We start from the raw sequence: 19639 nt of genomic DNA on the forward strand, positions 1-19639 counted from the left end.
GCATTTATGCACAGGGCCGGGAAATCGGCGGTTCGCCGGATCGCCGTCCTGCTCGTATTCGTACTGGCGCTCAGTGGATGTGATCGCAGTACGCCGCTGACGCTGGTACGGGCGGTGGCCGCGGGAGTTCCGTCCCTCGCGCCTTTCTTCGACGAGAGCGGCGGTCTGGGGCACGACGAGGCACTCCGGCCGCAGTCCGTGCGCGGCAGTCTGCAGCAGGGGGACACGCCCGGGCTGTACGGAGGCACACGCAGGCCGACCATCTGTGACGTCCGGAAGCTCAAGGCGTTCCTCACGGCTCCCGGGAATCACCGGAAGGCCCAGGCGTGGGCGACGGCGCTGGGTATTTCCACGGACCGGATTCCGGGATATCTGGACCGGCTCACTCCTGTTCTCCTGCGTCACGACACACTCGTGCGGAATCACGACTACAGGAAGGGAAAGGCTGTTCCCTTCGACTCCTTGCTGCAGGCCGGAATCGCCATTCTCGTCGATCAGCAGGGGGCGCCCGCCGTGAAATGTTCGTGCGGAAATCCGCTGCGACCCTTCACCGATGACACGAATCGTATTTCGGTCAAGTTCGAGAACGGCAACCGGAAGTGGAAGGGATTCACGCGTTCCTCCGTGGTGGCCGTACGGCCCGCGCCGCGGAAAATGGAGCGCCTCGCCCTGGTCGACGTCGGCGATCCGAACCGGGGCATCGACCGGCCGGTCGGCACGACGGGAACGCGCGACAAGGCCTTCGACGCGGGCCGCCGCCGAGCGGTGCCGGATCTCACCGGGACGACCTTCGGACGGGCGAGCCGTGAGCTGGCCGCCGAGGGGCTCGCGGCCGGGTACGCCGGCAGGGCGCTGCCCGCCGACGACGCCCGGGTCACGGCATCCGACCCGCCGGCGGGCACCGAGCTGCGGTTCGGGCAGTACGTGACGCTGAGCACGGCCGGGGGGAGTTCGCCCGGGAGCACGTCCGTGGGACCGAGCACTCCCCCGGTGCCGCCGCCGTCCGGTTCGTCGGGATCGGTCAGGCCTCATCCGTCACCTCCGACGCCTCCCTCGTCCGGATCGAGCAGCGGGCCCGGCTCGTCCTCCGCCCCGCCACCGCCGTCGACCCCACCGCCCAGCTCCCAGCCGCCGCCGAGTTCCGCACCGCCGCCGTCGAGCGCACCGCCATCGACGACCGGCGCAGGGCAGACGACCGGCAAGCCCGCGACCACCAGCGCCGGGCCACCGAGCACCAAGCCCGCGACGAGCGTCGCGCCGCCACCGCCCAGCCGCCCGACGACCACCAGCGCGCCGCCACCGCCCGGCAAACCGGTCACCAGCAGTGCCCCGCCGCCGCCCGCGACCGTCAGCGCCCCGGCCACCAGTGGGCCGGCGAGCGGCGCGCCCGGCCCGAGCGGGCCCGGGTCCTCCGGGTCCGCCTCGGGCGCGATCACGTAGCGCCTCCGCAGAACCCGGGAGTCACCGGATGCATTCAGGATCACCGACGTCGGGAGTGGGCCGGGTCATCGCCGGCCGTTATCTGCTGCTGAACCGGCTCGGCAGCGGCGGCATGGGCCATGTGTGGCTCGCCCACGACCAGAGACTCGCCTGCGAGGTCGCGCTCAAGGAGATCGTGTTCCGCGATCCGGACCCCGTGGGTGAGGAGCGGGAGGCGCGGGTGGCCCGGGCCCGGGCGGAGGCCCGGCACGCGGCCGGACTGCGCGGCCACCCGCATGTGGTGACCGTGCACGACGTGCTGGAACACGAGGGGCTGCCGTGGATCGTCATGGAGTACGTGACGGGCGCCGTCGACCTCAAGGAACTGGTCGAGACGCGCGGACCGCTCGCCCCGGCGGAGTGCGCCCGGATCGGCCTCGCCGTGCTCGACGCGCTGACCGCCGGGCACGAGCGGGGCGTGATGCACCGGGACGTGAAACCGGCGAACATCCTGCTCGCGCCGGACCGCACCGGGGCGCCGTACGGCCGCGTCCTGCTGACGGACTACGGCATCTCGGTGCGGCCGGACGGCGGCGAGACGCGGTACACGCTGGCGTCCGTGCTGGTGGGGACGTCGGGCTATCTGGCGCCCGAGCGGGCGACGGGCGGGCCGCCGACCCCGGCGGCCGACCTGTTCTCGCTGGGCTGCACGCTCTACTACGGCGTCGAGGGCCGGGCTCCCTTCGAGCGCGCGTCGGCTCTCGCCGAGGTGACCGCGGTGGTCGTGGAGGAGCCGCGGCCCGCCGTGCGCGCCGGCGCGCTGGCGCCCGTCCTGCGGGGTCTGCTGGAGAAGGACCCGGGGCGGCGGGCGGCGGCGGCCGACGCGGAAGCGGCGCTGTCGGGGATCGTGACACCGCAGGCCGAGCCGTACGCCCGGACCCGGACCGACCTCGGCTCGCAGCCGCCGTGGGCCGGGGTCACCGCTCCCCCGCCCGGCCCCGGCCCGGCCGGCTTCGGGCCGGCCCCGGCGCGGGTGCCCGCCCACCGGCGCCGCGAACTGCCCCGCGCCCTGCGCGCCCTGCTCGCCGCGTCCCTGGGGCTGGTGCTGGCCCTGGGCGGCGTCTGGTACGCCATGGCCCACCAGACGCCGGACGACGGCGGGAAGGCGGCCCCGTACGGCACTGCGGTCGGGCTCACCCGGCCCCTGAAGGACGGTGACTGCGTGCTCGCCGACTGGCCCGACGCGGTGCGCTTCCGGGGCACGCCCCGGCTGACGCTCGATCCCAGTTGCCGGGATCAGGCGCCGGACGGGCAGGTGATGGCGTTCGTGGCGGCCGCCTCGGCGGACGAGGCGCGCACGCTGGGACCTGCGCGATGCGAGGAGCGGACGCAGGAGATCCGGGAGGGGCTGGCGGACGTCCGTACGGTCGCCGTCGTGCCGACCGGCACCGGTTTCGAGGCCGCGGGGCGCCGGACCGCCTGTCTGGTGCTGGGCGCGCACGGGCCGGTCTACGGGCCGCTCGGGGCACACCGGAAGCCGGGCCTCTCCTTCTCGGACACGGCGAACATGCAGCGCCGGGACTGCCTCCTGACCCGCCCCAACAGGGACGCCCGGCTGGTCTCCTGCAAGGACCCGCACGACGAACAGGTGCTCGGTTTCACCCGGCTGGGCAGGGAGGTCACGTACGCCGAGGCGCGTACGGAGTCGGACACGGTGTGCGCGAAGGACGTGCCGCCGCGCGACTACGGCTTCGATCCGTCGGTGTACGCCTCGGGGTCCTGGACCAGTGAGGGGCCGTGGAAGTCGGGCACGCATTTCGTCGTGTGCACCGTTCGCAGGCAGAACGGGGGCACCATGGAGGGGGACGAATCCTGAGGAGGGTGTCGCGATGCCCGGTTCCACGGACGGTTCTACGAAGACGATGGGGGTGCTCACCGTCGGCGGTCTGGTCGTGGTGACCGCCTACACGGTGGCGCTCGGCAGCAACGGCTGGCTGTGGTTCGGCTGGGTCGTGCTGGGACTGCTCACCCTCGGAATGATCGCCACCCGCAGCGGGACCTAGGTTCAGTCCCCGGAGAACTCCCCCGAGAACTCCTGGGTGATCCGGCCCGCGGGGTGGACGCCCGGCTGGTACTTCGGCAGCCGGGCGGTGACCTTCATGCCCGCGCCGACGGCGGTCTCGATCACAAGCCCGTAGTCGTCGCCGTAGACCTGGCGGAGCCGGTCGTCGACGTTGGACAGTCCGATGCCGCCCGAGGGGCTGACCTCGCCGGCGAGGATGCGGCGCAGCAGGACCGGGTCCATGCCGACGCCGTCGTCCTCGATGACGACCAGCGCCTCGGCGCCGGCGTCCTGGGCGGTGATGCTGATGTGGCACTTGCCCCCGGCGGTGGCGGCCTTGCCCTCCAGGCCGTGCTTGACGGCGTTCTCGACGAGCGGCTGCAGGCACAGGAACGGCAGGGTGACCGGCAGGACTTCCGGGGCGATCTGTAGGGTGACGGAGAGTCGGTCGCCGAAGCGGGCCCGGACCAGCGCCAAGTAGTGGTCGATGGCGTGGAGTTCGTCGGCGAGGGTGGTGAAGTCGCCGTGCCTGCGGAACGAGTAGCGGGTGAAGTCGGCGAATTCGAGGAGGAGTTCGCGGGCGCGCTCGGGGTCGGTGCGCACGAACGAGGCGATCACCGCGAGCGAGTTGAAGATGAAGTGCGGGGAGATCTGGGCCCGAAGTGCCTTGATCTCGGCCTCGATCAGCCGGGTGCGGGACTGGTCGAGGTCCGCCAGCTCGAGTTGGACGCTCACCCAGCGGGCGACCTCACCGGCGGCCCGGACCAGGACGGCGGACTCGCGCGGGGCGCAGGCGACGAGCGTGCCGTGCACTCGGTCGTCGACGGTGAAGGGTGCCACGACCGCCCAGCGCACCGGGCAGTCCGGCGTCTCGCACCTGAGGCGGAAGGCCTCGCCGCGGCCGGTCTCCAGGACGCCGGAGAGGCGTTGCATGATCTCGCCGCGGTGGTGGGCGCCGACGCCGTCCCAGACCAGGACCCGCTCGCGGTCGGTCAGGCACAGCGCGTCCGTGCCGAGCAGGGTGCGCAGCCGACGCGCCGACTTGCGCGCCGTCTCCTCGGTCAGCCCGGCCCGCAGCGGCGGCGCGGCGAGCGAGGCGGTGTGCAGGGTCTGGAAGGTGGCGTGCTCGACCGGGGTGCCGAGATCGCCGAGGCTGTCGGGCCGCGCGGTACGCCGCCCGAGCCAGAACCCGGCGGCCAGCAGCGGAAGAACGGCCACACACAGACCGGCCAGAAAGCCACTCATGCCGTCACCTCCACATGCCGGCCCGGCACGCCGACGGCCCGCCCGCGCAAGCCTTCACCGCCCCACAGGGGGACGGTCGCGGCCGCCACCAGCCCGCCACGACAGCGCAAGCCCTCACCCCCACACGCAGACACGCCCACCACAACCACCCGCCCGCACAAGCCCTCACCGCCACCTGCGGGGACGGTCACCGCAACCACCCGCTCGGCTCGTCCACGTGAGCTTTCGTCGGTGCGTGCGGGGAGCGTTGTGGCGATCGCCCTGTCCGGCCCATCCCTCACGCCTTCACCTCCGCCCGCAGTTGCTCCGGCAGATGGAACCGGGCCAGGATCGCCTCCGTCCCGGCCGGTACCCGGCCCGGGGTGGCCAGGGACACCAGCACCATGGTGAGGAAGCCCAGCGGCACCGACCAGAGTGCGGGCCAGGCCAGCAAGGCGTGCGCGGGGCCCGTGCCGGGCACGTCCGCCATCGTCGCCGCGACCGCCGCGAACGCCGAGCCGCCCCCGGTCAGCATCCCGGCCGCCGCGCCCGGCGGGGTCAGCCGCCGCCACCAGATGCCGAGCACCAGCAGCGGGCAGAAGGAGGAGGCGGACACCGCGAAGGCCAGCCCCACCGCGTCCGCCACCGGCAGCCCGCCCACCAGGACGCTGGCGGCCAGCGGCACGGCCATGGCGAGCACCGTGCCGAGCCGGAAGTGCCGTACACCGCGCGAGGGCAGGACGTCCTGGGTGAGGACGCCCGCGACGGCCATGGTCAGCCCGGACGCCGTGGACAGGAAGGCGGCGAACGCCCCGCCCGCCACCAGCGCGCCGAGCAGATCGCCGCCGACGCCGCCGATCATGCGGTCCGGCAGCAGCAGGACCGCCGCGTCCGCGTCGCCGGTGAGGACGAGTTCGGGCGTGTAGAGCCGGCCGAGGGCGCCGTACAGGGGCGGCAGCAGGTAGAACGCGCCGATCAGGCCGAGGACGGCCACCGTGGTGCGGCGGGCGGCGACGCCGTGCGGGCTGGTGTAGAAGCGGACGACCACATGGGGCAGGCCCATGGTGCCGAGGAAGGTGGCGAGGATCAGTCCGTACGTGGCGTACAGCGGCCGTTCCTGGCGGCCCGTGGCGAGGGAGGTGGACATGCCGCCGTTGGTCCCGGGGTCGGCGGTCGGGACGGCGGTGCCCTTGGCGAAGCTCAGTCTGGTGCCCTTGGCGATGTGGTGGGTTCCGGCGGGGAGTTCGAGGCGCCGGTCGTCGTGGGCGCGGCCGTCGACCGTGCCGGTCACGGTGACCGTCAGGGGGGCGGCCAGCTTGAGGTCGAGGCTGTCGTCGACGCGTACGACGCGCTGTTCGCGGAAGGTCGCCGGTTCCTCGAAGGCGTGGCTGGGGGATCCGTCCCCCTGCCAGGCAACGGCGAGGAAGAGGGCGGGGACGAGCAGGGCGGTGAGCTTCAGCCAGTACTGGAAGGCCTGGACGAAGGTGATGCTGCGCATGCCGCCGGCGGCGACCGTGGCCACCACGACGAGGGCCACGATCAGCCCGCCGAGCGAGTCGGGGGCTCCGGTGAGGACCGTCAACGTGAGCCCGGCGCCCTGGAGTTGGGGCAGCAGATACAGCCAGCCCACCCCGACGACGAAGGCACCGGCCAGCCGCCGCACGCCGGGCGAGCCGAGCCGTGCCTCGGTGAAGTCGGGCAGGGTGTAGGCGCCGGAGCGGCGCAGCGGGGCGGCGACGAACAGCAGCAGGACCAGATAGCCGGCGGTGTAGCCGACCGGGTACCAGAGCATGTCGGGGCCCTGGACGAGGACCAGGCCCGCGATGCCCAGGAAGGAGGCGGCGGAGAGGTACTCGCCGCTGATGGCGGCCGCGTTGAGGCGGGGGCCGACGGTGCGGGAGGCGACGTAGAAGTCGGAGGTGGTGCGCGAGATGCGCAGGCCGAAGGCGCCGACGAGGACGGTCGCCACGACGACGAGGGCGACGGCCGGGACGGCGTAGCTGGAGTTCATGGTGCTGCCGCTTCAGCGGTCCTCGACGAGCCGCACGAAGTCCCGTTCGTTGCGTTCGGCGCGGCGGACGTACCAGAGGGCGAGCAGGACCAGCGGTGCGTACAGGCAGAAGCCGAGGACGGCCCATTCGAGGCGGTGGGCGTCCGGCATGGCGTTGAACACCAGCGGCAGCGGGCCTATCAGCAGTCCGAGGACGGCGAACACCGCGAGCCCTGCGCGGAGTTGGGAGCGCATGAGGGAGCGGACGTAGGTGTGGCCGAGGGTGGTCTGCTCGTCGATCTCGGTGCGCGGCCGGTAGTAGCCTGAGGCGCGGCGGGTGCGCCGGGGCGGTCCGGTGACGACGACGCGCCGTTCGGCGGGGTCCTGGTGGGGCATGCTCAGGGCCTCCTCATCAGCAGGTCCCGCAGCTCACGCGCGTGACGCCGGCTGACCTGCAGCTCCTCGCCGCCCACCAGGACGCTCACCGTGCCCGCGTCCAGGCGGAGTTCGCCTACATGGCGCAGGGCGACCAGATGGCGGCGGTGGATGCGGACGAAGCCGCGGGTGCGCCAGCGGTCCTCCAGGGTGGACAGCGGGATCCGTACGAGGTGGCTGCCCTTGTCGGTGTGCAGGCGGGCGTAGTCGCCCTGCGCCTCGACATGGGTGATGTCGTCGACCGCCACGAAGCGGGTGACGCCGCCGAGTTCGACCGGTATGTGGTCGGGGTCGGGCTCGTGGACGCGGATGCGCGGGGTGTTGCCGGTGAGTTCGGCGGCCCGGCGTATCGCCTCGGCGAGGCGTTCCTTGCGGACGGGCTTGAGGACGTAGTCGACGGCCTCGAGGTCGAAGGCCTGCACCGCGAAGTCCTCGTGGGCGGTGACGAACACGATGTGCGGCGGCTTGGCGAACCCGCTCAGCAGCCGCGCCAGGTCCAGGCCGTCGAGGCCGGGCATCTGGATGTCGAGGAAGACCACGTCGATCGCCTCGGGGCCGCCCGGCCCCGACTGGAGCGCCCGGTTGATGCGGCGCAGCGCCTCGGTCGCGTCGCCCGCGCCCTCCGCGCTGCCGATGCGGGGATCCGCGTTCAGCAGGTACAGCAGTTCCTCCAGTGAGGGGCGTTCGTCGTCGACGGCGAGGGCACGCAGCATGAACCCGGAGTGTAGGTGGAATCCCGACGCGTGGACATGTCCCGGGAAGTGGACGTTCGTGCTGGATACAGTGCCCACATGAACAGCGGTCCGGCCCCCTTCGACGACACCGACCGGAAGATCGTCACTGCACTGATGGCGAACGCCAGGACGTCCTTCGCCGAGATCGGCGCGGCGGTCGGACTGTCGTCCACGGCGGTGAAGCGGCGGGTGGACCGGCTGCGCGAAACGGGCGTGATCACCGGGTTCACCGCCACCGTCCAGCCCGCGGCGCTGGGCTGGCGCACGGAGGCGTACGTCGAGGTCTACTGCGAGGGCGCGGCGCCGCCGCGGCGGCTGGCGGAGGTGGTCCGCAACCATCCGGAGATCACCGCGGCCATGACGGTGACCGGCGGCGCGGACGCCCTGCTGCATGTCCGGGCCCGGGACGTGGACCACTTCGAGGAGGTGCTGGAGCGCATCCGCACGGAGCCCTTCATCCGCAAGACGATCAGCGTGATGGTGCTGTCGCATCTCCTCCCGGAGTCCCCGGAGGCCGGGGCCACGCAGCCCGCACCCGAATAAACACCCGAATAAACATCCGAGTGCGCAGCAAGACTGCGTGATACCGGTCGAAGACGCAGCATTCCTGCGCGGACACGCAATTCTCGCTGCTTGTCGCCCCTCTCCGTCACTTCCTACCTTGGTGTCAACCCTCAGTCGACACCCCAGGAAGCGGAGGAACCCCTCTGTGTCCGACTCCCGTGTGCCGCGCCGGCGGCGGTACCTCGTCTGCGAACCCAGACACTTCGCCGTGCAGTACGCGATCAACCCCTGGATGCAACCCGATGTCCGCGTCGACGTGGACCTGGCCCGGGCCCAGTGGCAGGCGCTGATCAGCGCCTACCGGACCCACGGCCACACCGTCGACTCCGTGGAGCCGGCCCCCGGCCTGCCGGACATGGTCTTCGCCGCGAACTCGGCGGTCGTCGTGGACGGCCGCGTCTTCGGCTCCCTCTTCCACGCGCCCCAGCGGCGCCCGGAGTCCACGTACTACGACACCTGGTTCAAGGCGGCCGGCTTCGCCGTCCACCGCCCCGAGTCCGTCTGCGAGGGCGAGGGCGACCTGGTGTGGACGGGCCGGTACATGCTGGCCGGCACCGGCTTCCGTACGACCCGCGAGGCGCACCGCGAGGTGCAGGAGTTCTTCGGCCACCCGGTGATCAGCCTGACCCTGGTGGACCCGCGCTTCTACCACCTGGACACGGCGCTGTTCGTCCTGGACGACTCCGCCGAGGGCAACAACGTGGCGTACTACCCGGAGGCGTTCTCCCCGGGCAGCCGCGAGGTGCTGGCGCGGCTGTACCCGAACGCGGTGCTCGCCACCCTCGACGACGCGCTGCACTTCGGCCTCAACTCCGTCTCCGACGGCAGGAACGTCTTCATCGCGCCCCAGGCCGAGTCCCTCGCCGCATCCCTCGAAGACCGCGGCTACGTCCCCGTGCCCGTCGACCTGTCCGAGTTCCGCAAGGCAGGCGGCGGCATCAAGTGCTGCACCCAGGAGATCCGTTCATGACCGCTCCCGTGACCACGCGTTCGTCCGCCGACCTGATCCGCGCCGAGGAACCGGTCCTGGCGCACAACTACCACCCGCTGCCCGTGGTCGTCGCCCGTGCCGAGGGCACCTGGGTCGAGGACGTCGAGGGCCGCCGCTACCTGGACATGCTGGCCGGCTACTCGGCCCTCAACTTCGGCCACCGCCACCCGGCGTTGATCGAGGCCGCGCACCGCCAGCTGGACCGTCTGACTCTCACCTCCCGCGCCTTCCACAACGACAAGCTGGCCGAATTCGCCGAGCGGCTGGCCGAGTTGACCGGCCTGGACATGGTCCTGCCGATGAACACCGGCGCCGAGGCGGTCGAGTCCGGCATCAAGGTGGCCCGCAAGTGGGCGTACGAGGTCAAGGGCGTCCCCGCCGACCGGGCGACGATCGTGGTGGCCGCGGAGAACTTCCACGGCCGTACGACGACGATCGTCAGCTTCTCCACGGACGAGTCGGCACGGGCGGGCTTCGGCCCCTTCACACCCGGCTTCCGGATCGTGCCGTACAACGACCTGGCCGCGCTGGAGGCGGCGGTCGACGAGACGACGGCCGCCGTGCTCATCGAGCCCATCCAGGGCGAGGCGGGCGTGGTCATCCCGGACGACGGCTACCTCACCGGCGTGCGCGAGCTGACCCGGCGCAAGGGCTGCCTGTTCGTCGCGGACGAGATCCAGTCGGGCCTCGGCCGTACCGGCCGCACCCTCGCCGTGGAGCACGAGTCGGTCGTGCCGGACGTGCTGCTGCTGGGCAAGGCGCTGGGCGGCGGCATCGTGCCGGTGTCCGCGGTGGTCGCCCGCCGGGACGTGCTCGGTGTGCTGCGGCCCGGCGAACACGGCTCGACGTTCGGCGGCAACCCGCTCGCGGCGGCGGTCGGCACGGCCGTGGTCGAGCTGCTGGAGACCGGCGAGTTCCAGCGTCGGGCGGCCGAGCTGGGCGTGGTCCTGCGCGGCGGGCTGGCCGGGCTCGTCGGCAAGGGCGTCACCGGGTTCCGTGCCCGGGGCCTGTGGGCGGGCGTCGACATCGACCCGGCCATCGGCACCGGCCGCGAGATCAGCGAACGCCTTCAGCGCGAGGGGATCCTGGTCAAGGACACCCACGGCTCGACGATCCGGCTGGCGCCGCCGCTGACGATCACGGCGGAGGAGCTGACGGGCGCGCTCGGCGCCCTGGAGAGGGTGCTGGGTTCCTGACCCCGGTGGGGGTGGTCCGGCCGCCCCCACCCTTAGCGCGTCCCTGATGCCCGAAGGGTGAAGATTGGGTCAAGAGGTGGTAGACCACTCTCAGCGACAGAGAGGTCGGCCGTGGGCACTCACGAGGAACAGGACGTCGCCGGTCAGCGGTTCGACGTGGCCGATGCCGCGCCCCTGCTGATCGACGCGGACGGCGTGGTGCGCAGCTGGACCCGGGACGCCCAGCGGCTGCTGGCGTACTCGGCCGCCGAGGTGGTGGGCACCGGGGTCGGCGGTCTGCTGGCTGCGGAGGACGCCGAGCGGATGCCCGAGCTGGCCGAGCGGTGCCGCAGGGACGGCGGGTGGGCCGGGCTGCTGACGGTCCGGCGCAAGGGCGGCCGGGCGGTCCGGGTCATGGTGCGCATCACCCCCGCGGTGGAACCCGGCGGCGCGGCCCGCTGGCTGGTCCTGCTCTCCGACGTGGCCGCCGGGGCGCGCGGCTGGGACATGAGCCGTACGGTCCTGGAGCAGATGGTGACCGGCTCCCCCGTCGGCATAGCGATCGTCGACGTGAACCTGCGCTGCGTCTGGTCGAACGCGGCACTGGAGCAGTTCGGCGGCGGTTCGGCCCGCGACCGGCTGGGGCGGCGGCTGGCGGAGATCCAGCCGGGCATCGACTCCGAGGCCATCGAGGCCCAGATGCGGCGCGTGCTGGAGACCGGCCGGCCGGTGGTCGGATACGAGCACGTCGGCCAGCTGCGCTCGGCGCCGCACCGGGAGACGGCGCACATGATGTCGTTCACCCGTCTCGAGGACGACGGCGGCCATCCGATGGGCGTGTACTACACCGTCGTCGACATCACCGACAAACACCGCGCCCGGCAGCGGCTCGCCCTGCTGGACCGGGCCGGCGAGCACATCGGCCGCACCCTGGACATCACCCGGACCGCCCAGGAGCTGGCCGACGTGGCCGTGCCGGAGCTCGCCGACTTCGTCGCCGTGGATCTGCTGGAGTGGGTGCTGCGCGGCGCGGAACGCGCTCCGGGGCCGCTCGGCGACCAGCAGCGGGTGCCGTTGCGCAGGGCCGGCCAGCAGTCGGTGAACCCGGGCGTTCCCGAGGCCGTCGTCGCGATCGGGGAGGTCGCCACCTACCTCGCCGGTTCGCCGCCGGTCCGCTCACTGGCCACGGGTGTCTCCTGGCGCGAGGAGCGGCTGGACCCGCTGGCCAAGGAGTGGGCCACCGACATCCCGGGCGACCGCGCGGCCACCTTCCTCGACCTGGGGCTGCACAGCGTGATGATCGTGCCGGTCCGGGCTCGGGGCGTCACCCTCGGCGTCACCAGCTTCTTCCGCCGGGGCCGGCAGGAGCCGTTCGACGAGGACGACCTGAGCCTGGCCGAGGACCTGGTGTCGCGGGCGGCCGTCTGCGTGGACAACGCCCGCCGCTACACCCGGGAGCGGGACGCGGCGCTGGTCCTCCAGCGCAGCCTGCTGCCGCACCGGCTGCCCGAGCAGGACGCGGTGGAGGTGGCCGCCTGCTACCGCCCGGCCGACGAACTGACCGGGCTCGGCGGCGACTGGTACGACCTCATCCAGCTCTCCGGCGCCCGGGTCGCCCTGGTCGTGGGCGAGGTGCCGGGCCACGGCATCGACGCCGCCGCCGCGATGGGACGGCTGCGGACCGCCGTACGGACCCTGGCGGCGCTGGACCTGCCGCCGGAGGAGGTCCTCGCACACCTCGACGACCTGGTGGCGAGCACCGCCCGGGAGGAGGGGGACGAGCCGGAGGCGGCCGGCCTCCAGGCCGTGGGCGCCGGGTGCGTGTACGTCGTCTACGACCCCGTCGACGGACAGTGCACCATGGCCGCGGCGGGCCATCCCGCGCCCGCCGTCGTGCTGCCCGACGGCTCGGTCACGTTCGTGGACCTGCCGCAGGGGTCGCCGCTCGGCGCGGGCGGCCCGCCCTTCGAGGCCGTCGAGCTGGCGCTGGCCGAGGGCAGCGTCCTAGCCCTGCACACCGACGGGCTGCTGGCCCGTGAGGAGCGCGACTGGGCGGTGGATCCCGACCGTGACCGGCTGCGTCTGGCGCTCGCCCGGCGCGCCGCCTCGCTCGACCTGACCTGCCGGGCCGTGGTCGACGCGCTGGTCCCCGTCCGGCCGCACGACGACGTGGCCCTGCTGATGGCGCACACCCGCCTGCTGGGCGCCGACCAGGTCGCCGACTGGGACCTGCCCGGCGACCCGGCGATCGTGGCCACCGCCCGCAAGGAGGCCGCCCGGCAGCTGGCCGAGTGGGGCCTGGACGACCTGGTCTTCACCACGGAACTCGTCGTGAGCGAGCTGGTCACCAACGCCATCCGGCACGCGGAGGGACCGATCCGGCTGCGGCTGATCCGCGAACGCGCCCTGATCTGCGAGGTCTCCGACGGCGGGGCCACGGCTCCGCATCTGCGTCATCCGCGCACCACCGACGAGGGCGGCCGGGGACTGCTGCTGGTCTCCCAGTTCTCCCAGCGCTGGGGCACCCGCTTCGTGCCCGAGGGGAAGGTCATCTGGGCCGAGCAGTCGCTGACGCAAGCATCACCGGACGTGTGAAAATAGCTCAAACCCGGCAGTGAGGCGGACGCCATGAACCAGGCCGAGATCGACTACGCGGCGGTGTTCCAGTGCCTGCCGGGGATGGTGGCGCTGCTGACGCCCGACCTGGTCTACGCCGACGCCAACGAGGAGTTCCTGCGCAATTGCGGGCGCAACCGTGCGCAGGTCGTCGGCCGCTATCTGTTCGACGTCTTCCCGGACAACCCCAACGACGAGGGCGCGACCGGCATGCGCAACCTGGCCGCCTCGCTGCAGCGCGTGCTCGACACGTGCGAACGGGACACCATGGCGCTCCAGCGCTACGACGTCGAGGATCCCGACCGGTCCGGGCAGTGGGAGGAGCGCTACTGGAGCCCGGTCAACGCGCCGGTGCTCGGCCCCGACGGCAAGGCGGTGCTGCTGGTGCACCGGGTCGAGGAGGTCACCGAGCTGATCAAGGCCCGCGGCGGCCCCAGTGGCACCAGGGCCCGCGTCCTGGAGGCCGAGCTGTACACCCGCGCCCGCGAACTGCAGGAGCTCAACGAGCGGCTGCGCCAGGCCCACGCCCGTGAGCGCGAGGTCGCCCTCGCCCTGCAGGAGGCGATGCTGCCCGCCCACCGGCAGGTCGGCCACCACTCCGCCGCCGTGCGCTACCGGCCCGCGGTAGGCGCGCTGAACGTGTGCGGGGACTGGTACGACCTCGTCGATCTCGTGGGCGGCAACCGCGTCGGTGTCGCGGTGGGCGACGTGGTCGGACACGGACTCGCGGCCGCCGGGGTCATGGGCCAGCTGCGCAGCGCGCTGAGCGCGGCGTCCCGGGTGGCCGTCGGGCCCGGCGAGGCCCTCAACGTCCTGGGCCGGTACGCGCACGTGGTCGACGGCGCCGAATCCGCGACCGTCGTCACGACGTTCATCGACTTCGACGCCCACACGATCACCTACAGCAGCGCGGGCCATCCGCCGCCGGTGCTCGTCCACGCCGACGGCCGCGTGGAGTTCCTCGACCAGGCGACCGACCCGCCGCTGGACGCCCGCCCCGACCCGTTCCCCCGGCCGGAGGCCCACACGACCTACGACCACGGCGCCACCCTCGTCCTGTACACCGACGGCCTCGTCGAACGCAGACGCGAGGACATCGACACCGGCCTGGCCCGCCTCGCCGACTCCCTGCGCAAGCACCGCGAGGAGGACCCGGAACGCCTCGCGGACTCGGTGCTGCTGGAGCTGCTGCCGCCGGGGGGCGCGACCGACGACACCGCTCTGGTCATCGTGCGGCTGTGAGGGGCGATGGTGTCGCCATGTACACCCCCGACCGGGCGGACAGGGCGATGGTGGGGCGGCACGGGCGTTCGTAGCGTCGTAGCCATGACAGCCAACGAGAACCTCAACACACCGGCCCCGCACAGCAGTTCACCGTCCCGCCGGCGCGCGCTTCGGGGGCTCGCGGCGGTGGCCGGGGGCGGAGCCCTCGCGACGGGCCTGGGCGGCGGCACGGCCCGGGCGGCCGGCCGGGCGGCCGGGCGGACGTACGTCCTGGTCCACGGAACGCACAGTGCCGGCGCCTTCTGGACCGCGATCGGCCGGGAACTGGCGCTGCGCGGTCACCGGGTCGTCGCGGTCGACCAACCGCTGCACGGCACCGAGAAGTTCATCCCGAAGGCCTACCAGACCCAGGACCTGCGGGCGCTGGCGACGGAACCCTCGCCGGTCGCCGCGCTCTCGCTGGACGACTTCGAACGCCGGGTGACCCATGCGGTGCGGCGGGCCGCACGGCTCGGCGGGCCCGTGGTGCTCGTCGGACACAGCATGGGCGGGCTCTCGGTGAGCCGCGTCGCCGACGCCGTGCTCGAACTCCTCGCCCGTATCTGCTACATGGCCGCCTTCTGCCCGAGCCGCAGCATGCCCTCCCTCGACGACTGCGCGTCCTCGCCCGAGGGACAGCAGGCCATCAGCCCGCTCCGACTGGCGGGCGATCCGGGGACGTTGGGCGTGCTGCGCCTCAACTGGCGTACCGCGGACCGCCGGGAGCTCGCCGTGTTCAAGGAGATGATCTGCGCCAATTACTCGGACGCCGGGTTTCTGCGGGTGCTCGACGGCATGCAGACCGACGAGTCGATGACGGCGTACGGCGACCGGGCGGTGGGACGCGCGCGCGCCTGGGGACGGATTCCGCGCACCTACCTGCGCTTCGGCAAGGACAGGACGGTGGCGACGGCCCTGCAGGACCGCATGATCGCGGAGGCCGACGCGCTCACCCCGCACAACCGTTTCACCGTGCACGATTTCCCCGATTCCGGCCACCTCGGTCCCGAAGATCCCGCACGCGTCACGGACGTCCTCCACGGCCTGCCCCTACAGCCCCCCGCTCCTCTACACTGGCAACCCCACAACACGCCGGTTGACCTGCCAGAACTCGGCGGCCGAGGCGATCCGCCGGAGTGAGGAGCGACCCCTTGTTCTACTACGTGCTCAAATACGTGTTGCTGGGACCTCTGCTGAGACTGGTCTTCCGGCCTCGCATAGAAGGACTCGAACACGTCCCGGACTCGGGCCCGGCCATCGTCGCCGGCAACCACCTGTCCTTCTCGGACCACTTCCTGATGCCGGCCATGCTCAAGCGCCGCATCACCTTCCTGGCGAAGAAGGAGTACTTCACCGGCCCCGGCATCAAGGGCCGGCTGACGGCGGCCTTCTTCCGCAGCGCCGGCCAGATCCCGGTCGACCGCACCGGCAAGGAGGCGGGCCAGGCGGCCATCCGCGAGGGCCTGGGGGTGCTGCGCAAGGGTGAGCTGCTCGGCATCTACCCGGAGGGCACCCGCTCGCACGACGGCCGCCTCTACAAGGGCAAGGTGGGGGTCGCGGTGATGGCTCTGAAGGCCCAGGTGCCGGTGATCCCCTGCGCGATGATCGGCACCTTCGAGGCCCAGCCGCCGGGCAAGGTCATCCCCAACCTCCACCCCGTCGTCATCCGCTTCGGCAAGCCCCTGGACTTCTCCCGCTACGCCGGCATGGAGAACGAGAAGGCGATCCTGCGGGCCATCACCGACGAGATCATGTACGCGATCCTGACGCTCTCCGAGCAGGAGTACGTCGACGAGTACGCTGCCGTCGCCAAGGCGCAGCAGGCCGAGGCCGACGGGGCCGCGGACAAGGAGCGCCGGTTCCCGCGCATGCCGCTGGCGTGAGACGCGTCGAGCACGGGTGAGGGGCGGCCGGAGTGCTCCGGCCGCCCCTCACGTCGTACAGCTGCCGGTTACGGCTTGGGCGTCGCGTGCGGGGTGCACGTGACGTCCGCGGCGTCCAGCTTGCCGCTCAGCAGGTAGGCGTCCACCCGCTGGTTGATGCACGGGTTGACCAGGCCGGTCACACCGTGCGAGCCCGCGTCCTTCTCGGTGATCAGGCGGGAGCCCTTGAACCGCTGGTGCAGTTCGACGGCGCCGTCGTAGGGGGTGGCGGCGTCACGCGTGGACTGCACGATCATGACCTGCGGCAGACCCTTGTGGGTCTTCACGTTCACCGGGGTCTGCTGCTTGACCGGCCAGGTGGCGCACGGCAGGTTCATCCAGGCGTTGGCCCAGGTCATGAACGGGTAGTTCTTGTCGAGCGCGGTGTTGTCGCGGTCCCACTTCTTCCAGCTCGTGGGCCACTTGGCGTCGGTGCACTCGACGGCCGTGTAGACGGCGTTGCCGTTCTCCGAGGTGATGTTGCCCGCGGTGTCGGACATGTCCGGGGCGGCCGCGTCGACGAGCGCCTGGGTGTCACCGGCGAAGTACTTGCTGAACACCGTCGCGACCGGCACCCACGAGGAGTCGTAGTACGGGGCGCTCTGGAAGAAGGAGATCAGCTCGGCCGGGCCGACGACCCCGCCGATCGGGTTCTTCTTGGCGGTGGCGCGCAGCTCAAGCCACTTCGCCTGGACCGCGGCACGGGTGGTGCCGAGGTGGAAGGCGGCGTCGTTGGCGGCGACCCAGTCCTCCCAGTCCTTCCAGCGGCCCTCGAAGGCGACGTCCTGGTCCAGGTTGGCCTGGTACCAGATCTTCTCGCGCGAGGGGTTGACGACGCTGTCCACGACCATGCGGCGCACGTGACCCGGGAAGAGCGTGCCGTAGACGGCGCCGATGTACGTGCCGTAGGAGACGCCCAGGTAGTTGAGCTTCTTCTCGCCGAGCGCGGCGCGGATGACGTCCAGGTCGCGCACGGTGTTCGGCGTGGTCATCTGCGCGAGCACCGCCTTGCCGGAGCGCTCGGCGCAGCCCTTGGCGTACTCGGCGGCCAGCTTGCGCTGGGCCAGCTTGTCGGCCTCGCTGTCCGGCACCGGGTCGGCCTTGGGCGCCTTGACGAACTCCTGCGGGTCCTCGCAGGAGATGGGCGCGGAGTGGCCGACGCCGCGCGGGTCGAAGCCCACGAAGTCGTAGGCCTTGGCCACGTTGGCCCACACCGGGTTCTTGTTGGTGACGCGAGTCGGGAAGCGCATGCCGGAGCCGCCGGGACCGCCCGGGTTGTAGACGAGGGCGCCCTGGCGCTCCTCCTGGGTCCCCGTGTTGCCGATGCGGTCGACCGCGAGCTTGAGCTGCTTGCCGTACGGGTGCGCGTAGTCGAGCGGGACGCTGACCCAGCCGCACTGGATGGGCTTGACGAAGCCCCAGTCGGCGGGGCAGTCCTGCCAGTCGATGCCGGCCTTGGCGGCCCGCGCGGCGGCGATGGCGGCGCCCTTGGCCTCCCGGTCCTGGCTGTGCTGTGCGCTGGCGCTCGCGGTGGGCGCCACGACAGCGCCGGCTATGAGCGTCGCCGTGACGAGCGCCCCGGCCGAACCGAGCACCGTCGTCCGCCTGTTCGGTCTGAAAACCCTCAAGTGAGGTCCTCCCCCTACATCTATTCGATTGACAGGGGGATCCTCGCGGCTGTGAGCTGCCTGGGAACAGGGGTCGTTGACCTTCTTTACCATTCCGATAACCGGGGATGGGTGTCCCGCTGAGCGGATACTCAGGCCACCAGGCCCAGCGCCTCGTCCAGCACCCGCCGCAACCGCAGCGCGTCCCTGGCCACGGCACTCACCAGTACGGCGGGCCCGGCGAGCGGTGCCACGACGGCCCCCTCCCCCAGCACCCGCGCCGGTACCGGCCGCGCCTCGAACTCCGGCCGTACGACGACCAGTTGCCCCACGGCCCGGTGCCCGCCCAGCACGGCCGGACCGTCCCATCCTCCCGGCGCCCCGGGTCCGCAGGCGAGTTCCTGGTCGAGTACCACCCGCCCCCCGACGCGCACAGTGAGACGGCTGCTCAACCGCCCGGGTTCCTCCCCCGCCCGCCCGAGCACCTGCTCCTCCCGCAGCACCAGCCGCCCCCCGGCCCCGACCTCGACGCGTGTCGAGACCCGCAGATCGCTCCCGCCCGCGGAGATCAACTGCTCGGGCAGCCACTGGACTTCGGCCCCGTCGGCCACCCTGAGCCGCGCGTCGTACCGCGCCTCGCCCTTCGCCTGCCCCGGCAGGGCGATGGTGGCCGCGGCCGACCCGACGCGAAGCCGCGCGCCCTCCTCGACGTCCGCCTCCACGGTGAAGTGGTCTCCCCCGAGCGGCCCGCTCATCGCCCCGACGAGCATGACGCGCGCCTCGCTGCCGCTGCCCCGGGTCCGTCGCAACGCCAGCGGCCCCTCCCCCTCCAGCACCGGCAACGACGTACCGCCCCTGCCGTCCGCCCGCGCGACGATCCGCGCGGTGGCCCGTACCCCGCTCACGCTCACGCCGCCCACGCGGCGAGCTGCCCCCGCACCCAGGCGGCGACGTCCCCGACGCCCGCCTCGCTTCTCAACGACTGGAACACCACCGGCAGTTCGGCCCGCTGCGCCTTGGCGTCCGCGGCCATCCGCTCCAGATCGGAGCCCACGTACGGCGCGAGATCGGTCTTGTTGACGACGAGCAGGTCGGCGGTGGTGACACCCGGCCCGCCCTTGCGGGGGATGTCGTCGCCGCCCGCGACGTCGATCACGAAGATCTGCGCGTCCACGAGCCCCTTGGAGAAGGTCGCGGTGAGGTTGTCCCCACCGGACTCGACCAGGATGAGATCGAGCGGACCCACCTCGTCCTCGAGGTCCTCGACGGCCTCCAGGTTGGCGGAGATGTCGTCCCGGATGGCGGTGTGCGGGCAGGCGCCCGTCTCCACGGCGCTGATCCGCTCGGGCGGCAACACGGCCTCCCGGAGCAGGAACTCGGCGTCCTCGCGGGTGTAGATGTCGTTGGTGACGACGGCGAGGGACAGCTCCTCGCGCAGCGCGCGGCAGAGGGCGGCCACGGTGGCGGTCTTCCCGGATCCGACGGGCCCGCCGAGCCCGATCCGCAGGGCACGGCGCGATCCGTCGGGCCGGCGGGCGTCGGCGCTGACGGCGGAGGGGCCGTCGTGGGAGTGGTCGAGGTGCATGGGTACGGCTCCAGGGGGGATATCCGGTGAAAACGTGGGGTATGGGGACGAA

Annotated in this window: 17 protein-coding genes and 1 pseudogene; 10 read left to right on the forward strand and 8 right to left on the reverse strand. The window is 72.4% G+C overall.

The window, feature by feature from the left end:
• Positions 1-6: 6 nt before the first annotated feature.
• Positions 7-927: pseudogene (locus ACWCQ1_RS29385) on the forward strand (DUF6777 domain-containing protein); the annotation flags it as partial.
• 101 nt (positions 928-1028) lie between these two features.
• Here ACWCQ1_RS29385 and ACWCQ1_RS29390 read toward each other — a convergent pair.
• Positions 1029-1436: a hypothetical protein gene (locus tag ACWCQ1_RS29390; RefSeq protein ID WP_358603856.1), complete on the reverse strand. Its 408-nt coding sequence runs from the start codon at positions 1434-1436 to the stop codon at positions 1029-1031.
• Between the two features lie 32 nt (positions 1437-1468).
• Here ACWCQ1_RS29390 and ACWCQ1_RS29395 point away from each other — a divergent pair, with 32 nt between their 5' ends.
• Entirely contained in the window at positions 1469-3295 is a 1827-nt protein-coding gene (locus ACWCQ1_RS29395) for a protein kinase domain-containing protein (protein ID WP_451027742.1), read from the forward strand.
• Between the two features lie 13 nt (positions 3296-3308).
• Positions 3309-3482, forward strand: a complete 174-nt coding sequence (locus tag ACWCQ1_RS29400; RefSeq protein ID WP_133047619.1) for a hypothetical protein — start codon at positions 3309-3311, stop codon at positions 3480-3482.
• A gap of 2 nt (positions 3483-3484) precedes the next feature.
• Here ACWCQ1_RS29400 and ACWCQ1_RS29405 read toward each other — a convergent pair whose 3' ends face one another.
• The 4 genes from ACWCQ1_RS29405 to ACWCQ1_RS29420 all read right to left on the reverse strand — a co-directional run bounded on the left by ACWCQ1_RS29405 (position 3485) and on the right by ACWCQ1_RS29420 (position 7843).
• On the reverse strand, positions 3485-4726 hold the full coding sequence (locus tag ACWCQ1_RS29405) for a sensor histidine kinase (protein WP_358603822.1): 1242 nt from the start codon (positions 4724-4726) through the stop codon (positions 3485-3487).
• A 277-nt stretch (positions 4727-5003) separates the two neighbouring features.
• Positions 5004-6716 carry a sodium/solute symporter gene (locus tag ACWCQ1_RS29410; protein ID WP_358603819.1) on the reverse strand — a complete coding sequence of 571 codons (1713 nt, stop codon included), beginning with the start codon at positions 6714-6716 and terminating at the stop codon, positions 5004-5006.
• A 12-nt stretch (positions 6717-6728) separates the two neighbouring features.
• Complete coding sequence (locus ACWCQ1_RS29415; RefSeq protein WP_133047616.1) at positions 6729-7091, reverse strand: hypothetical protein; 363 nt, start codon at positions 7089-7091, stop codon at positions 6729-6731.
• A gap of 2 nt (positions 7092-7093) precedes the next feature.
• A complete protein-coding gene (locus ACWCQ1_RS29420) occupies positions 7094-7843 on the reverse strand; it encodes a LytR/AlgR family response regulator transcription factor (protein WP_133047615.1) in 750 nt (249 codons plus the stop codon).
• Positions 7844-7921: 78 nt separating this feature from the next.
• Between ACWCQ1_RS29420 and ACWCQ1_RS29425 the strand changes: the two genes are divergently transcribed.
• The 7 genes from ACWCQ1_RS29425 (at position 7922) to ACWCQ1_RS29455 (ending at position 16356) form a co-directional block, all read left to right on the forward strand.
• Positions 7922-8407: an Lrp/AsnC family transcriptional regulator gene (locus ACWCQ1_RS29425; protein ID WP_133047614.1), complete on the forward strand. Its 486-nt coding sequence runs from the start codon at positions 7922-7924 to the stop codon at positions 8405-8407.
• A 166-nt stretch (positions 8408-8573) separates the two neighbouring features.
• A complete protein-coding gene (gene ddaH / locus ACWCQ1_RS29430) occupies positions 8574-9398 on the forward strand; it encodes a dimethylargininase (protein WP_133047613.1) in 825 nt (274 codons plus the stop codon).
• On the forward strand, positions 9395-10615 hold the full coding sequence (gene rocD / locus ACWCQ1_RS29435; protein WP_133047612.1) for an ornithine--oxo-acid transaminase: 1221 nt from the start codon (positions 9395-9397) through the stop codon (positions 10613-10615). The genes ddaH and rocD overlap by 4 nt, the downstream gene beginning before the upstream one ends.
• 111 nt (positions 10616-10726) lie before the next feature.
• Entirely contained in the window at positions 10727-13189 is a 2463-nt protein-coding gene (locus ACWCQ1_RS29440) for a SpoIIE family protein phosphatase (RefSeq protein ID WP_358603814.1), read from the forward strand.
• Between the two features lie 33 nt (positions 13190-13222).
• Positions 13223-14452 (forward strand): PP2C family protein-serine/threonine phosphatase, encoded by a 1230-nt coding sequence (locus tag ACWCQ1_RS29445; protein ID WP_133047610.1) that lies wholly within the window; start codon positions 13223-13225, stop codon positions 14450-14452.
• A gap of 84 nt (positions 14453-14536) precedes the next feature.
• Positions 14537-15613 carry an alpha/beta hydrolase gene (locus ACWCQ1_RS29450; protein WP_451027743.1) on the forward strand — a complete coding sequence of 359 codons (1077 nt, stop codon included), beginning with the start codon at positions 14537-14539 and terminating at the stop codon, positions 15611-15613.
• An 11-nt stretch (positions 15614-15624) separates the two neighbouring features.
• Positions 15625-16356, forward strand: coding sequence for a lysophospholipid acyltransferase family protein (locus ACWCQ1_RS29455; protein ID WP_133047608.1), 732 nt, complete (start codon positions 15625-15627; stop codon positions 16354-16356).
• A 68-nt stretch (positions 16357-16424) separates the two neighbouring features.
• Here the strand turns inward: ACWCQ1_RS29455 and ACWCQ1_RS29460 are convergent, their stop codons facing one another.
• The 3 genes from ACWCQ1_RS29460 to ureG all read right to left on the reverse strand — a co-directional run bounded on the left by ACWCQ1_RS29460 (position 16425) and on the right by ureG (position 19587).
• Positions 16425-18023 (reverse strand): alpha/beta hydrolase, encoded by a 1599-nt coding sequence (locus tag ACWCQ1_RS29460; protein WP_358603810.1) that lies wholly within the window; start codon positions 18021-18023, stop codon positions 16425-16427.
• 131 nt (positions 18024-18154) lie between these two features.
• Complete coding sequence (locus ACWCQ1_RS29465) at positions 18155-18922, reverse strand: urease accessory protein UreD (RefSeq protein ID WP_358603807.1); 768 nt, start codon at positions 18920-18922, stop codon at positions 18155-18157.
• The gene (ureG, locus tag ACWCQ1_RS29470) at positions 18910-19587 is read right to left on the reverse strand and encodes an urease accessory protein UreG (RefSeq protein ID WP_133047605.1); all 678 of its coding nucleotides are present in this window, start codon (positions 19585-19587) and stop codon (positions 18910-18912) included. Before ureG ends, ACWCQ1_RS29465 begins: the two co-directional genes overlap by 13 nt.
• Positions 19588-19639: the final 52 nt, after the last annotated feature.

The sequence above is a fragment of the Streptomyces sp. NPDC002144 genome (assembly GCF_053593695.1).

Bases quoted from the DNA above. Each gene is read 5' to 3' on its own strand.
- ACWCQ1_RS29420 (WP_133047615.1), bottom strand. From the start codon at position 7,843: ATGCTGCGTGCCCTCGCCGTCGACGACGAACGCCCCTCACTGGAGGAA.
- ACWCQ1_RS29405 (WP_358603822.1), bottom strand. From the start codon at position 4,726: ATGAGTGGCTTTCTGGCCGGTCTGTGTGTGGCCGTTCTTCCGCTGCTG.
- ACWCQ1_RS29450 (WP_451027743.1), top strand. From the start codon at position 14,537: ATGACAGCCAACGAGAACCTCAACACACCGGCCCCGCACAGCAGTTCA.
- ACWCQ1_RS29410 (WP_358603819.1), bottom strand. From the start codon at position 6,716: ATGAACTCCAGCTACGCCGTCCCGGCCGTCGCCCTCGTCGTCGTGGCG.
- rocD (WP_133047612.1), top strand. From the start codon at position 9,395: ATGACCGCTCCCGTGACCACGCGTTCGTCCGCCGACCTGATCCGCGCC.
- ACWCQ1_RS29425 (WP_133047614.1), top strand. From the start codon at position 7,922: ATGAACAGCGGTCCGGCCCCCTTCGACGACACCGACCGGAAGATCGTC.
- ACWCQ1_RS29415 (WP_133047616.1), bottom strand. From the start codon at position 7,091: ATGCCCCACCAGGACCCCGCCGAACGGCGCGTCGTCGTCACCGGACCG.
- ACWCQ1_RS29395 (WP_451027742.1), top strand. From the start codon at position 1,469: ATGCATTCAGGATCACCGACGTCGGGAGTGGGCCGGGTCATCGCCGGC.
- ureG (WP_133047605.1), bottom strand. From the start codon at position 19,587: ATGCACCTCGACCACTCCCACGACGGCCCCTCCGCCGTCAGCGCCGAC.
- ACWCQ1_RS29445 (WP_133047610.1), top strand. From the start codon at position 13,223: ATGAACCAGGCCGAGATCGACTACGCGGCGGTGTTCCAGTGCCTGCCG.
- ACWCQ1_RS29400 (WP_133047619.1), top strand. From the start codon at position 3,309: ATGCCCGGTTCCACGGACGGTTCTACGAAGACGATGGGGGTGCTCACC.